Here is a 14,503-nt window from a genome sequence, read left to right as displayed (position 1 = left end):
AGCCTAACGAAATCTCAAAGAGGGGTAAGCTGATTTGCGAATCGCTGACAAGAGTCGTGAGTCAAGAGGCGGGCTTTTCCCCAGGTCTTTTTTCATTCTTTTTTAAGAAAGAGTCTTTTTTCGCACACAGTCGGGGCGATAATGCGCCGCCACCTTTATAAATTCCTGATTTTATGATGTTTTTATATGCTTATTCGTCATGATCTTGCCCAAGCAAGGGGCGAAGTCGGCCTTGGCGACAGGCGTCGAGCGGACTTTTTAGAAGAAAGCACAAAAAAAAACGGAGACCTTCCGACGAGGGCCTCCGTGTTTCTTTTCTGCGCTCCGTTAAAAAATAAAATGCCAGATCAGAAGGATTTGGTCAGCGCGATCAGGGCCGACTGGGTCTGATAGTCGTCCTTACCGAAGCTGCCCGCATAACGGGCCGTCACGCCAAAGCCCATTACCTCAGTCGTCAGGCCCACCCCGGCGATAACCCCTTCCGTGGGCCGCTCGCCCATCTCACGGCTAAACGGCTGGGCGCTGTTATTGATCAGACGCCCCTTCAACGGGTCCGCCTCACCACTGATGACGTCTTCGTAGCCCACCGAACCGGAAAGCCGCGTCTTGTCGCTTAGACGCGCCTGAGCCCGCAGTTCCAGAGCACCGGACACCGCTGATACTTTGCGACCTTCGAAGCTGACCGCCCCGATGGTGTAGTTTTCATCAAAGCTGCGCATATGACCACTGACCCAGGACAGGCGCGCCACCGGCGTCAGGGTCACAGAGCCCACGTCGTGCCGCCAGCCCGTTTCGACCTGCGCCGAGGCCGACCACGCCTGCACCTTTTCCTGCTCGATGGCGACCGCTGCCAGAGTGGTTTGGCGCCGGTAGTCTTCGAACTCCTCGTAGCCGACACCGAGGCCGAAGGTGACAAAGTGCGGCCCCTTATCCCATTTGGCCCCCGCATCGACGCTCATCACCGTCGGCTTGGCCGTCAGGAGGTAACCCGTGGCATCGCCCTTCAGCAGGGTCACGCCCGCTCCCAGCGTGGTGCTGTCGCCGTGGCCGAAGACCGTGCCGAAACGCAGCCCCGTCAGGTCGTAATCATAGGCCTTGGTCTTCAGTCCCATCGCCGTCGCACCGGGAGCCGATTGCAGGCTGACCATGCGTTCCGACGTTGCCTGATCGCCAACCACCTCGACAAAAACACCCTTTTGCCCGTCATAGAGGCGCTGATTGAAGCCTAGCATGGCCGAGCGGCGCGCGGCATAGGAAACGTCGGCAAACAGGCTCACCCCTTCGGACAGGGTCGGCGTATAGAGATATTGCGTCGCCACGGCCGCCACCAGTCGATGACCGGCGGCGGTCGGGTGTACCCCATCCCAGAACAGGTAGTTATTCTGCACCGAGGCCCCACCAGTGACGCAGGCCGTGGTGGCCACGCAGCTAGAGGACACATCGCTGAGCCCAAAGGCCTGCGGATTGGCGAGGATCAACTTGAACGCCGTGTTGATATCCACCTGCACGATATTGGTGGTGGGGCGGCTGGCGGCGACGGTCTTCACCGCGGTGTTCAGCGCCGAATTAAAGGATGAGCCGGAAAACCCGGCCAGATCCTGCGCCGCGGTGCCTTTGAACTGCGGCGTATTGTTAAGGTCAGGCAGGTTCAGCACCAGCACCGTGCCGGCTCCCGCACCGGCAATCGTATTGACCTGAGACGCAATGTCAGCGGCCGCCGTATTGGCGAGGCTGCCCATCACGCCCGTCGCCGTGGAGGGGTTGGTCGCCGCGACCGGCAGGCCCTGAAACAGGTTGTTGGCCCCGGCCCACATCGTCACCACATCGCGCGCCCCAAAGGTGCCGCCGCGCGCCTGATAGGCCTGAAGCTGCACGGCGGTGCCGGGCGGATTGGCCTGCGTGTCGGTACGTGCGCCGCCAAAGGCGAAGTTGACATTGCCCGTCAGCGCCCCCGGCGTCGTATAGCCGTTCATGGTCCCGACCAGATATTCGACCCACACCTTGTCATTGGTGAAGCGGCGATTATACGGCGCCGGCGGCTGCGTCCCGCCGGTCACGGCGTAGAGATTGCCGGAATCGCTCAGCGAGTCACCAAAGGTAATGACGCGATCATAGGTCTGGGCTGAGGCCGCCCCTGCCGATAAGGCAAGGAGTGAGGTTAGAATAAGCAGGCTGCTGCGTTTCATGTGAGGGTCCGCCCTGTACGGAGTTTATGTTCTGCACAGGAGGGAAGGCCCGTTTCACACGGATGGCAAGTGTGACGCATCGTCAATTTGTGACGTTTTGATGCCAAACGTCACAAAATTAACACACTGAATTTTCTGTATAATTTCGCAAATGCGAAAAATTTATCGCTTAAGCGAGACAGCATGATACAGGGTCTGCGGCCGCGCATCCGGGGTTTGCGTCGCCATCTCCAGCCCCTTTAGCTCAAGCCCTTCGACGTGGCGCGCCCACAGACCCCAGGCCGGCGTCACCCCAAACATGGACGGCTCCGGATAGGCGCTCGGCAGGTCATTGACAAAGGGCGCGACCGAAGCCGGGCTCAAGCCACCCAGATAGGTCAGGGCGACGTTTTCCAGCGTCACATTCTGAATAGGGCTTTCAGGCAGGCCCATGATCAGCGCGCAATAGTCGGGCAGGACGTCGGTGGCCGTCAGGTTGCGGATCGTCACGTTACGGATGCCGCCGACCCTGGTGCCTTCCGGCCCACGCAAGCGCGCGCCCACACGCAGGAAGATCGGCGCGGTGGTGATCTCAGACAGACTGAGGTTTTCGCACAGCACGTCCTCGATGAGGCCGCCATCGACCGTCTCCAGCGCCAGCCCACGCGAGCGCTCAAAGCGGCAGTTGCGGATGCGGATGCGGCGGAAATCGCCATTGGACTCGGTGCCTATCTTGATGCGCCCGGTGACGCGGTCCTGATCCGGCGCGCGGTCCTGCGTGCGGCCATAGGTGCCGTCCAGCACGGTCCCCAGATCATAGCCCGACACGGTGCAGTCTTCGATGGTGATGTCTTCGCAGGCCCGTGCCTCACCCAAGGCAAAGCTCGATTTCAGCACAATGGCGTCGTCATTGGGCGTGTTGACGCGGCAACGACGGATGGTCACACGACGGCAGGCGTCGATATCCAGCCCGTCGCGGTTGGTATCGAGGCTTAAGCCCTCGATCTCCATATCCTCGACCCCGGTGGCCAGCAGGGCAAAGTGCCCGCCGTTCTTTATGGTGAATTCTTTCAGCGTCACCTGGCGGCAGTTTTTCAGCGCAATCGCCTTGTTGCCCAGCCCCTGCATGGCCGACACTTCGGGGGCCAGTTCGGCCATCACCTCGGCCGACAGACCACGCATGGACAGGGGAAATTCACCGGCCTGCTTTTGCCACTGAGAGCCCGGCCCTTCGCGGGTCAGGCCTTCGCCGTCGATCGTGCCTTCGCCCGTAATAGCGATGCGCTCCGCCCCTTCGGCCCAGATCAGGCTGTTGCGCCAGTGCGAATGACCAAAATCCTGATAGAGGTCAAAAGCATTGTCTTCGGGCAGATCATAGTGCCCGACATGCCGCGCCGGATCGGCCGCGATCAGCACCGCCCCATTGTCCAGATGCAGGGTCACACCCGATTTGAGATGGAGCGAAAAGCTGAGATACCGCCCGGCCGGAAACCGCACCACACCGCCATTGACAGCCGCAGCCTCGATCGCCGCCTGAATGGCAGAGGTATCCAGCGCCTCCCCCGCGCCCGTGACACCGAACGCCCGCACATCCCACGTCATTAATCCAGCCTGCTGTCTATGTCTTCGTTATGGTGAAAGATTTGCACGATCAGGACGCCGTGATCCGTCTGTGCATAAAAGACTGTGTGCGAGCCGTGCTCATGGCGTCGATACTGACGAAAAGTCTGCCCCATCAAAGGGTGCTGCGCCAAGAGATCAAACACAGCGTGCAGGCCATAGAAGTAGTCATCGGCCTGTGCCTCTCCGAAATTCAACAGGGAATAGGCATAGATTTCAGCCAGCTTGCGCTCTACTGCCGCCGATAACCTATAGACGGCCATCGGCCTTCAGCTTTTGTTTGACCGCCTGCATGATGTCCGGCAGCGATTTGTCACTCAGGCCACTTTGTTCGGCCTCTTCCAGAAGTTTAGCGAGGCGCAGTTCCTGATTTAAGCGCTCCTGATCACGCCGCACCAGATCGCGGATGTATTCGCTCTCATTATGATAATCGCCACTGCTCACCCGTGATTTAATAAAACCGCGCATGGTTTCCGAAAGGGACACGCTCATCGACGACATCATGACCTCCGTTTGTTGAGACCAATAGATAATATTAGATCACAAATCCTGCAATCCACAGGCTTTCAAAAACGCATAGGTGGCATCGTAAAAGCCCGGCGGACGGGTCGGATCATCGGCATCGCCCTTTGGTACGAAAATGACCATACCTTGCCGCGCACGGGTTAGAATAACGCGATAGGCATTCTTCAGATACAATTGCGCAAACGCATCGTTCACATGGCGCCATTTGGTGCCGGCAAATTTGTGGTGCTGCCAGCCGTCGTCTGAGTAACGGTAATCGGCATCCCAGCAGACACCCACCCAATCCAGTTCCAGCCCCTGAACGTCGAACTCGGTTGCCACGTCCTCCAGATACCAGGACGAGCGCACATCCTCTCGATCATTCAAAAACCAGTTGGCCGGCTCGATACTGGCCTTCACGTGCAGGCCCTCGGATTTAAGACGATAGGCGCCTGAGGAGGCCACCAGACCATAGCGTTCTGTGCCGCGGGCTTTGCGGCGTAACCAGCAGCGGGCGACATTCAGATCACGGGTGATGACAATGGGATAGGCCGTCAGTTGCGCAAAGGCGGTACGAGCGGCCTCGGCCTCACCGTTCAACAGATGCGCAACAAAGCCGGACAAAGTTTCCGCGCGGAAAGAGCGCATCGAGACACCCAAGTGCAGGTCGTCGCTCAGCGTCACCTGATCCTGCTGGATGAAACTGCGGGCGTCGTGGTTCAGATCATAGTCCGGCTGCACAATCTGCCCCGAGGCATAGACCCGCCAGTGCGTGAAGCGCGCCCGGATCGCCGCCATCCATTCGGACAAGCCGGCCTCGCCCGTATTGATCTCCTGCCCGCCACCGATCAGGCACACCACCGTGCACCAGTCAGGGTGACGGTCCATCACGCTGAGCAGAAATTCCGGTTCGGACATGTCGAAATCGGCAATGCCGCGTTTGGCCTGCATGAATTTTGAGGCCTGAGTGCGAGTCCAGGCCCGCTGCGCCTCATCAAACACAACCACGTGTTCGCTGGGGATGGTCGCACTGCCCGCATTGTCGTCGCGGAAATGGTGGATGTTCTGGATAAAGGCGCGCACATCGCGTTCGACATGCTTTTTGGAACGACCGGTGCGCGCACTCTGATCGCGCGCCAGCGCCTCACGCAACACATCGACCAAAGGCCCGTTCCCCGACAAAAAGGTCGCGTGTTCGTCGGCATGGGACTCGCTGCGCTGGGTGGCGATATTCAGCCCGGCCAGCGTCTTGCCCGCTCCCGGTACGCCGGTGACAAAGCAGACCGTTTTGCGCTGGTGCGACTTGGCGTCCTCAATCACCGCGGCAATATAATCCTGCGTGCGGCTAAGGTTGATGGCGTCGGCGTCTGAGCGTGCGATATCCCTGACATCGTGCCGGGCATAAAGCGCCCGCGCCGCTTCGATAATGGTCGGGGTCGGGCGATAACCACTGGAGGCCCATTGGGCCACATCCAGTTGCCGGTGACGGTGCTGCGCCGCCGCGTGCCGGAGGATGTCACCAAGGTCGATGACATTGGACAGCAGCGGCTTTGACACATGATCAAGCGCCAGTTCTGGTTGCGACATCGGCGACGTTTTGGCCCGCGTCGCCACCAGAATGGGTACGATCGACAGATGATGACTGCCCGCATGAAAGTTTTTCAGATCGAGCGCGTAGTCTTCGACCTGCTCGATAGCGTGGCGGTCAAAGCCTTCGCTGCCGACCTTAAATTCAGTGATGAAAATACAGTCGCCAATCACCACCACCGCATCGGCGCGCTTGCCCATGCGCGGGATGGTGAACTCGAAATATAGGGTGAAGGCGTCAATCGCCATCAGCGCATTGCGCAGGATGGGTATCTGCTGAAGCCACGCGCCCTTCTGTTCAAGGTCGAGCGCAGAGGTATTGGCGCGTGCCAGTTCACCGAGAATCTGATCATCGGAATCGCTGAAGAATTTCTCCCGGTCGGCGGTATAATAGGCGCGCATCTGTCCCCCTTTAAGAGAGCACCCTGCCAGGTCTTCTGACTATTGAAAAGTGGCAATCCGTTAACCTTTCTTAAGGCCCCGTTCACCATACTCCTGGCCATGCAGGACCTTCTCCATACCGCTCGCAATATCGACCCGATGCAGGTCTATGGCCGTGTGGCCGTGGTCAATGGCTTGCTGATCGAAGCCAAGGGCGGCATGTCGTTCATGGAGGTCGGTTCGCGCTGTGAGATCATGCGTCGCCACGCTGCCCCCCTGCCCGTCGAAGTCGTCGGTTTCCGCGAAGACCGCGCCCTGATGATGCCTTTCGGCCCGGTCGAAGGCGTCGCCCCCGGTGCCGAAATCCGCATTTCGAACGAAGGGGCCAAGGTCTATCCTTCGACGGCCTGGCTCGGGCGGATTATTGACGCCTTCGGTGACCCCATCGACGGGCTTGGGCCATTGCCCAAGGGCGGCATCGGTTACCCGCTGAAGGCCGCACCGCCCCCTGCCCATTCGCGCGCGCGGGTGGGGGAGCGCCTCGACCTTGGCGTGCGGGCGATGAACGTCTTTACCACCTGCTGCCGCGGTCAGCGTCTGGGGGTGTTTGCCGGTTCCGGCGTCGGTAAGTCGGTGCTTCTGTCCATGCTGGCGCGCGAAGCGGCCTGTGACGCGGTGGTGGTCGGCCTGATCGGCGAACGCGGCCGCGAAGTACGTGAATTCGTCGAAGAAACGCTTGGGGAGGCGGGGATTGCGCGCGCTATCGTCGTCGTCGCCACCTCGGATGAGCCCGCGCTGAAACGGCGGCAGGCGGCCTACATGACTTTGGCCCTGTCGGAGTTTCTGCGCGATCAGGGGCTTGAGGTCCTGTGCCTGATGGACTCGGTGACGCGCTTTGCCATGGCGCAGCGCGAGATCGGTCTGGCTACAGGGGAGCCGCCGACAACCAAGGGCTATACCCCTACCTGCTTTGCCGAATTGCCCAAGCTGCTGGAGCGCGCCGGACCGGGGCCGGTCCTGCCAGACGGGACGCAAACCGGTCCCATTACCGGGCTGTTCACCGTGCTGGTCGATGGCGACGACCACAATGAGCCGATTGCCGACGCCGTGCGCGGTATTCTGGACGGCCACATCGTGATGAGCCGTTCGATTGCCGAACGCGGCCGCTTCCCGGCCATAGACGTACTGAAAAGCATTAGCCGCACCATGCCCGGCTGTCAGACCGTTCCCGAACGTGAGATCGTGCGCAATGCCCGCGCCGTTCTCTCGGCCTATACAAATATGGAGGAACTGATCCGCATCGGCGCCTATCGCACAGGGGCCGATCCGCTGGTCGATCGGGCCATTCAGCTCAACCCCGGCATCGAACAATTTCTCTCGCAAAGCCCCGATGAAGCCACAAGTCTTGACGACTCCTTTACCCTTTTGGCCCAGATTCTCAGCTCTGAATAAGGGAGTTGCGTGATGGCCTCGTGGGTAAAGTCTCTAATCCGTATTTCGACTTTCGAGGTGGAGACGCTGCAGAAGCGTCTGGCCGAGGTGGCCACCCGCCGCACGCACGTTGAAATGAAGATTTCGACCCTCGATGCCGAACTGGCACTTGAAATCGCCCGCGCCGCTCAGGAACCGACCTTCAATTTCGACCTCAGCGCCTATAAGAAGGGCTGGGCCTTGCGTCGCGAACAGTGCGTCTCGGAACTCGAACTGATCGCCCACGAAGAGGCTGGTATTCGCGACTCCCTGAACGGCGCCTTTGAAGAACTGAAGAAGTTTGAGCACGTCGCCGAAGCGACCCGCCTGTCAAAGATGGCCGCCGAACTGAAACGCGAAAGTGCGGCCATGGACGAGGCGGCTCTGCGTGTGCGCTTCGTCGGCTAAACTTATCGCGGGGGGACATGTGACGACAAAATCCCAAGGTTTTCCCCGCCGCACGGCCCTGATGGGTCTGGGCGCGACACTTGTCAGCGCCTGTAGCCGCGGTGAAGCCGCAACGGGCGACACGCTTCCGCTCAAATCACACGTGAGTTTCCCGCTGGGCGTTTGCGCGATGACCGCGCAAGTGAATGATCCGCAGTGGGCCAGCCTGATCGCCACCCATTTCGACCGCATTACGCCGGAATGGGAAATGAAGATGGAATACATCCTCCAGCCCGACGGCAGCCTGCGTTTCGACGCCCCCGACCGCATTGTGGCGCAGGCCCGGCTGAACGGACAGTCCGTACTCGGCCATACCCTGATCTGGTATGCGCAGGATGGCGACTATTTCCAGCAGCTAAAGGCGGATCGGCGGGATTTCGAAACCGCCTACCGCACCTATATCCGTCAGGTCATGAGCCACTACAAAGGCCAAGTCGATGGCTGGGATGTGGTCAATGAAGCGATCAGGGACGACGGTTCGGACCTGCGTGACTGCCTGTGGCGCGAAGTACTGGGAGAGGCCTATATCGACATCGCCTACCGCGCGGCACATGAAGCCGACCCGGCCTGCCCCTTGATCCTGAACGACTACAATCTTGAATACTACCCGGCCAAACGCAAACGCTTTCTGAAACTGGTCGAGGGGCTGCAAAAGCGCGGGGTACCGCTAAACGTTCTGGGGACGCAAACCCATATCGCCGCCGATCTGTCGAAGGGAGCGATTACCGAGACGCTGCGCGATCTGGCGGCAACGGGACTGAAAATCCACCTGTCGGAGCTGGATGTCAGCCTGAAAGAGGCGGCCAAAAACGCGCTCGACTTCCGCAATTACCGCGATGCGCAGCGGGCCCTCTATGAAGAAGTGGCTGAAGCCTATACGGCGCTTCCGACCGCGCAACAGTTCGGCCTGACCCTCTGGGGTCTGCGGGATGAGGACTCATGGTATAACCGGCAAAACAAGGGCATGGTCGCCGACGAGCCGCTGCTGTTCGATGACGCCGGACGGCTGAAACCGGTCGGTCAGGCCTTCGTCAAGGCGTTGTGAACCACCCGTTTTCGGGGAGGCGGTTAAGACTAATCTGCCTTTTTGGGCGCCGTAAACGGGTTTTCCAACACGTCGGTTTCGCCCGTTTCGGCCGCTGGCGTATCCACTGGCGCGGTAAAGATGGGGTTGGCCACAGGCTCAGCCGCCACCGGCTTTGTGCCTTCGGTCACCGCTCGCAAGGCCCGCAGATCGTCGGAGATGCGGAAAATGGCCACGTAGAACTCGCAGAAGGAGCGCCACAACAGAAGCGCCGCCACAAGGAACAAAAGTCCCCCGATCAGAAACGGAATTGCGAGAAAAATACCCCAGGGCATTTCTTCGCGCATGGCGATGCCGACCGTCCCACCCAGCACCGCAAACAGGCCCAGCGCCACCAGCGCCAGACCCGCCCAGTAGATGAGGTGGATGACCGGCTTGGTCAGCAGGCGGTCAAAGGTCATCAGATCGACGACAATGTCTTTCGGCTTCGTGCTGCCGAAGGCTTTTTTGATCACGCCCATGCCCTTGCCTCTTCGTTGCGCAAACGCGCTTTGGATTTATCCAGACCCGCTGTCAATAGATATTACACCTGTCCTACCGTCCGCAGGCGGACCTTCGGATGGATTTCGTTCTGGCTCATGACGGTAGTATTGCCGCGGAAGCGTTCGACGATCGAGCGGACATAGGGGCGGATGCCGGGGCTGGTCAGCAACACCGCCACTTCGCCCGACATGGAGACGCGCTCAAAGGTGTCGCGCACCGCGCGGATAAAGTCCTGAAGCTGCGACGGAGCCATCGACAACTGCCGCTCCTCGCCTACCCCGATCAGCGCCCCGGCAAAGGCGTTTTCCCAATCGTTCGACAGGGTGACGATAGGCAGGGCACCGTCTTCGGCGCGGTTCTGCCAGCACAGTTGCCGCCCCAGGCGCGAGCGGACGTGTTCGACCATCTGGGTCACCGACTTGGTATGCGGGGCCACCTCACCCAGCGCTTCGAGGATGGCGGGCAGGTCGCGGATCGAAACGCGCTCTTTCAATAGCGCCTGTAAGACACGTTGCAGCGTGGCTACCGTCACCACCGACGGGATCAGGTCGTCGATCAGCTTCTTCTGACCTTCCGGTGCGTCTTTCAGCAGCTTCGCCACCTCCGAATAAGACAGCAACTCGGACATATTGTCCTTGAGGATTTCCGTCAGGTGCGTGGTCAGAACTGTTGCCGGATCGACGATGGTATAGCCCATGAAGGTCGCCTCTTCGCGCAGCGCATTGTCGATCCAGGTGGCCGGAATCCCGAAGGCGGGCTCCTTCATGTGCTCGCCCGGCAATTCGACCTGACGCCCGGACGGGTCCATCACCATCAACTGCCCCAGCCGCACCTCGCCGCTGCCTGCCTCCATCTCCTTGAGGCGAATGGCATAGCCCTGAGTCGGCAGACGCATATTGTCCATCAGGCGCACAAATGGCATGACGAAGCCGTATTCCTGCGCCAGGGTGCGACGCAGCGCCTTGATCTGATCGGTCAGCTTGCGGCCTTCATTGTCATTGATGAGGCCCAGAAGCCCCAGCCCCAGCTCCACCTTCACATCGTCGATGGCGAGGGTTTCGGCCATGGTTTCTTCGGCCGGGGCAGCCGGGGCGGCCTGAAGCGCTGCGGCCGCCGCGGCAGGGTCTTCCTTGGGCTTGCGCCCCAGCTTCCACGCCAGAAAACCCGCCCCCATGGCAATCGCGGCAAACGGAATGATCGGCATACCCGGGACAAGACCCAGCACCCCCGCCGTGGCCGACACCATGCCCAGCACGACGGGATTCATGGCCAGCTGTGCCACCAGTGCCTTGTCGGCCGAACCGTCAACGCCGGATTTCGACACCAGAAAACCCGCGCCCATCGAGATGATCAGGGCCGGGATCTGCGTCACCAGACCGTCGCCGACAGTGAGCTGGATATAGGTCGAGGCCGCCTCAGCCGCCGGCATACCGTGCGACAGAATACCGATCAGGATACCACCGACGATATTGATACCGGTGATGATCAGCCCGGCAATGGCGTCGCCGCGCACGAACTTCGAGGCACCGTCCATGGCACCGAAGAAGTTCGACTCCATCTCGACTTCCTTGCGCTTGCGCTTGGCCTCTTCCATGTCGATTATGCCCGCCGACAGGTCGGCATCAATGGCCATCTGTTTGCCGGGCATGGAGTCGAGAGTGAAGCGCGCCGACACTTCGGCGATCCGGCCCGACCCCTTGGTGATGACCACGAAGTTGATCAGGATGAAGATTGCAAAGACGATCAGCCCGATGATGAAGTTGCCCTGCATGATCAACTGGCCGAAGGCCTGAATGGTCGCACCGGCGGCGGCGTGACCTTCGTGACCGTGGCTGAGGATCAGGCGCGTCGAAGCAACGTTCAGCGCCAGTCGGAACAGGGTGGTGATCAGCAGCACCGTCGGAAAGGCCGAGAATTCCAGCGGCTTCTTGATCAGGATGGCCGTCATCAGGATGAGTACCGAGGTGGCGATCGAGATGGACAGCAAAAGATCGAGCAGGATGGCCGGGATGGGGATGATCAGGAAGACGATGATCATCATGATGCCGACGGCCATCACGACTTCACCGCGCTTCAGCCAGCCCGCGACCTCAGACAGCTTGAAGGGCTGAACCCCTGTATTGGCTGTTGCCGCGTCCGCCACTCACTGTCCCCGAAACCAAAGCCTGTATCTACGCGCAGAAGGCACACTTCTGGCATTAGGCAAAAATTACCTATGGCGTGGTGAAGAAAGGGTTAAGGCCGGTTAACGCGCGCGCTTTTAAGCGGGCGGACTGGGGCATTTTCCAGCTTTTCGTGGCTAAATCTGGCTTCAGGGGTCCGGGGCCAACTGGCCCCGGGGCCTTAGCCTTACGCCGCCGAAGCGCCCGATTGCGGGGCCGGGATATTGAGCCCCTGAGCCGCGTATTCGTTCAGCTTGTTCCGCAGGGTGCGGATCGAGATACCGAGGATATTAGCCGCATGGGTGCGGTTACCGAGGCAGTGGCTCAGCGTATCGAGGATCAGCTTCTGCTCGACCTCAGCCACCGTCGAGCCAACGAAGGAGCGCGCGGCGCTTTCAGCGGCCTGAGCGGCGCGGTTGATATAGTCCATGCCGATCGGGGCCACCGGGTTGAGCGGCTGACCGTCTGGCAGTCGGATGGCCTCTGCGTCGATTTCCGCCCCCGCCGACAGTAGCACCGCGCGGTGCATGGCGTTTTCCAGCTCACGCACATTGCCGGGCCAGCCGTGCGCCTGAAGGCGGCGCTTGGCTTCCACACCGATGGGCTTTTGCGGGATGCCATTGGCCTCGGAATACTTCTTCACGAAGAATTCCGACAGGACGAGGATGTCGGCCGGGCGTTCGCGCAGCGGCGGGATGGCCAGATTGATGACATTGAGGCGGTAGAGCAGGTCTTCGCGGAAGATCCCGTCCTTAACCGCCTGCGCCAGATTGCGGTTGGAGGTCGCCAGCACGCGGATATTGACCGGCACCGGCTTGGCCCCGCCAACACGGTCGATGACGCGTTCCTGAAGGGCGCGCAGTAGCTTGGCCTGAAGGCGGGCGTCCATTTCCGAAATTTCGTCGAGCAGCAAGGTGCCGCCGTCGGCCTCTTCGAACTTACCGATACGGCGCGCCATAGCCCCGGTGAAGGCACCCTTTTCGTGGCCGAAAAGCTCTGATTCCAGCAGATTGTCGGGAATGGCCGCGCAGTTGACCGAGATGAACGGCTTTTGCGCGCGCTTCGATTTTTCGTGGACGTAGCGCGCCATGACCTCCTTACCGACGCCGCTTTCGCCGGTAATCATGATCGAGGCATCCGACGCCGACACCTGATCGGCGAGCTTGATCACCGCTTGCATGGCCGGATCGTGCGAGATCATCGGGCGCGAGTCGTCGGCGACAGCGGCCAGCACGGCGGCGATCAGCTCGGCATCGGGCGGCAGGGGGATGAATTCCTTCGCCCCGGCAGTAATGGCCTGCGCCGCCTTGCGCGGATCGGGATTGACGCCACAGGCGACGACCTGAACGTGGATGCGTTCGCGCTCATTGGCTTCGATCAGCGCGCCGATATCCAGCTCGTAATCGACCATAAGGAGGTCCGCGCCCTGCCCCTTGCGCAGGGCATCGGTGGCCTGCGTTACGGTTTCGACGTGCGCCACCTTGGCTCCGGCATCCATAGCCATCTTCACGGCGGCGGAGAGTTGCCCGCTCAGGCGTCCAACAACCAGCAGTCTCATATCCCTACTCCTTACCCGGCCGAATCTTCAGACTTGATGATTTCCGTCATGGTCACGCCCAGACGTTCATCCACCACCACCACTTCGCCACGCGCGACCAGGCGGTTGTTCACGTAAATATCAATGGCTTCACCGACCTTGCGGTCCAGCTCCAGCACGCTGCCCTGCCCCAGCTTGAGAAGCTGCGACACCGACATATAGGCCTTGCCCAGCACGGCGGAGATATTGACCGGCACATCGAAGACGGGCGCGAGGTCTGCCGCCGCCTTGGTGCCTTCATCGTCACCGCCGGGCACCATGGCCTGACCTTCGCCGAACTCTTCAAGCTCGAAATTCTCAGACATGGTTATGCCTCTCTCGCTAAGGGCGCATGGGCCGCATTCTGACTGTGGGCCATCTCGGCCATCAACACTTCCTTGAGCGCGGCGCGCAGCGCCTCGGTGATGCGCTCTGGATCATAGGCGGCACGGCCTTCGGGCCACTGAATCTCAAAGGCCCCGACGTGACGACCACCGCCCTCGCGGAACTGGATCGCGCCCTGAAAGCCGGTCAGGGCGGCGGCTTCGCGCGCCGCCTTTTGCAGATTGGCGTCGGGTGAAGACGCCGTAATGATCAGGCGCGGCGCGCCGGAAATCTCTTCGGCCAGCGCTTCCAGCGCCGCCTTGACCGGCGCTTCCGGGAACAGCTCCAGCGCCTGCGCGGCGATCTTCTGGGCGCAGACCAGAGCCAGTTCGACGCATTCGGCTTTATGGCTCATCAATACGGCATTGAGCGCCTCAAGCCCCTGACCAGCGGCTTCGGCCAGAGCCTGAACGGCTTGCGCCTGTGCCGCCTGAGCGCGCGCCATGGCCGATAGCTCACCCTGGGTATAGGCCTGCTGACGGATGGCCTCCACTTCGTCGGGGGTGTAGTATTTCTTTTCCTTTGGGGTGCTGGCCAGCACATGTCCCCCGTCGCCATAGACGGTGCCGAACTCGAACTTTTTGTACCGGGGCGGGATCTGGGTCATGCGAAGACTCCCTGCCCTTCGCAAAGAGACGCG

The 14,503-nt window shown here is 60.7% G+C and carries 13 protein-coding genes; 3 read left to right on the top strand and 10 right to left on the bottom strand.

What is annotated here, in order from left to right; all coding sequences use genetic code 11:
• Nucleotides 1-347: 347 nt before the first annotated feature.
• From AACH73_RS02135 to AACH73_RS02115, 5 genes are all read right to left on the bottom strand, one after another.
• On the bottom strand, nucleotides 348-2,186 hold the full coding sequence (locus tag AACH73_RS02135; RefSeq protein ID WP_338735269.1) for an SGNH/GDSL hydrolase family protein: 1,839 nt from the start codon (nucleotides 2,184-2,186) through the stop codon (nucleotides 348-350).
• 162 nt (nucleotides 2,187-2,348) lie between these two features.
• Complete coding sequence (locus AACH73_RS02130) at nucleotides 2,349-3,767, bottom strand: glycosyl hydrolase family 28 protein (RefSeq protein WP_272740836.1); 1,419 nt, start codon at nucleotides 3,765-3,767, stop codon at nucleotides 2,349-2,351.
• Nucleotides 3,767-4,048 carry a type II toxin-antitoxin system RelE/ParE family toxin gene (locus AACH73_RS02125; RefSeq protein WP_338735268.1) on the bottom strand — a complete coding sequence of 94 codons (282 nt, stop codon included), beginning with the start codon at nucleotides 4,046-4,048 and terminating at the stop codon, nucleotides 3,767-3,769. The genes AACH73_RS02130 and AACH73_RS02125 overlap by 1 nt, the downstream gene beginning before the upstream one ends.
• Entirely contained in the window at nucleotides 4,035-4,289 is a 255-nt protein-coding gene (locus AACH73_RS02120; protein WP_338735267.1) for a type II toxin-antitoxin system ParD family antitoxin, read from the bottom strand. The genes AACH73_RS02125 and AACH73_RS02120 overlap by 14 nt, the downstream gene beginning before the upstream one ends.
• 36 nt (nucleotides 4,290-4,325) lie before the next feature.
• Nucleotides 4,326-6,278, bottom strand: a complete 1,953-nt coding sequence (locus tag AACH73_RS02115; RefSeq protein WP_338735266.1) for a DUF2075 domain-containing protein — start codon at nucleotides 6,276-6,278, stop codon at nucleotides 4,326-4,328.
• 99 nt (nucleotides 6,279-6,377) lie between these two features.
• Between AACH73_RS02115 and fliI the strand changes: the two genes are divergently transcribed.
• The 3 genes from fliI to AACH73_RS02100 are packed head-to-tail and all read left to right on the top strand — an operon-like array spanning nucleotide 6,378 to nucleotide 9,219.
• Nucleotides 6,378-7,709, top strand: a complete 1,332-nt coding sequence (fliI, locus tag AACH73_RS02110) for a flagellar protein export ATPase FliI (RefSeq protein WP_338735265.1) — start codon at nucleotides 6,378-6,380, stop codon at nucleotides 7,707-7,709.
• A gap of 12 nt (nucleotides 7,710-7,721) precedes the next feature.
• Entirely contained in the window at nucleotides 7,722-8,135 is a 414-nt protein-coding gene (locus tag AACH73_RS02105; RefSeq protein ID WP_338735264.1) for a flagellar export protein FliJ, read from the top strand.
• A gap of 19 nt (nucleotides 8,136-8,154) precedes the next feature.
• Nucleotides 8,155-9,219, top strand: coding sequence for an endo-1,4-beta-xylanase (locus tag AACH73_RS02100; protein WP_272740842.1), 1,065 nt, complete (start codon nucleotides 8,155-8,157; stop codon nucleotides 9,217-9,219).
• Nucleotides 9,220-9,248: 29 nt separating this feature from the next.
• Here the strand turns inward: AACH73_RS02100 and AACH73_RS02095 are convergent, their stop codons facing one another.
• The 5 genes from AACH73_RS02095 to AACH73_RS02075 form a co-directional block, all read right to left on the bottom strand.
• Nucleotides 9,249-9,719, bottom strand: a complete 471-nt coding sequence (locus AACH73_RS02095) for a DUF4282 domain-containing protein (protein ID WP_272740843.1) — start codon at nucleotides 9,717-9,719, stop codon at nucleotides 9,249-9,251.
• Between the two features lie 62 nt (nucleotides 9,720-9,781).
• Entirely contained in the window at nucleotides 9,782-11,797 is a 2,016-nt protein-coding gene (gene flhA, locus AACH73_RS02090; protein ID WP_272740879.1) for a flagellar biosynthesis protein FlhA, read from the bottom strand.
• A gap of 293 nt (nucleotides 11,798-12,090) precedes the next feature.
• The gene (locus AACH73_RS02085; protein WP_272740844.1) at nucleotides 12,091-13,461 is read right to left on the bottom strand and encodes a sigma-54 dependent transcriptional regulator; all 1,371 of its coding nucleotides are present in this window, start codon (nucleotides 13,459-13,461) and stop codon (nucleotides 12,091-12,093) included.
• 11 nt (nucleotides 13,462-13,472) lie between these two features.
• Nucleotides 13,473-13,760 carry a flagellar motor switch protein FliN gene (gene fliN, locus AACH73_RS02080; RefSeq protein ID WP_049781676.1) on the bottom strand — a complete coding sequence of 96 codons (288 nt, stop codon included), beginning with the start codon at nucleotides 13,758-13,760 and terminating at the stop codon, nucleotides 13,473-13,475.
• A gap of 47 nt (nucleotides 13,761-13,807) precedes the next feature.
• Nucleotides 13,808-14,470 (bottom strand): flagellar assembly protein FliH, encoded by a 663-nt coding sequence (locus AACH73_RS02075; protein ID WP_272740845.1) that lies wholly within the window; start codon nucleotides 14,468-14,470, stop codon nucleotides 13,808-13,810.
• Nucleotides 14,471-14,503 lie beyond the last annotated feature (33 nt).

It is taken from the genome of Asticcacaulis sp. DW145 (assembly GCF_037101385.1).
Classification (GTDB): domain Bacteria; phylum Pseudomonadota; class Alphaproteobacteria; order Caulobacterales; family Caulobacteraceae; genus Asticcacaulis; species Asticcacaulis currens.
Note: the sequence above shows the minus strand (reverse complement) of the source record. Positions and strands in the feature narration are given on the sequence as shown.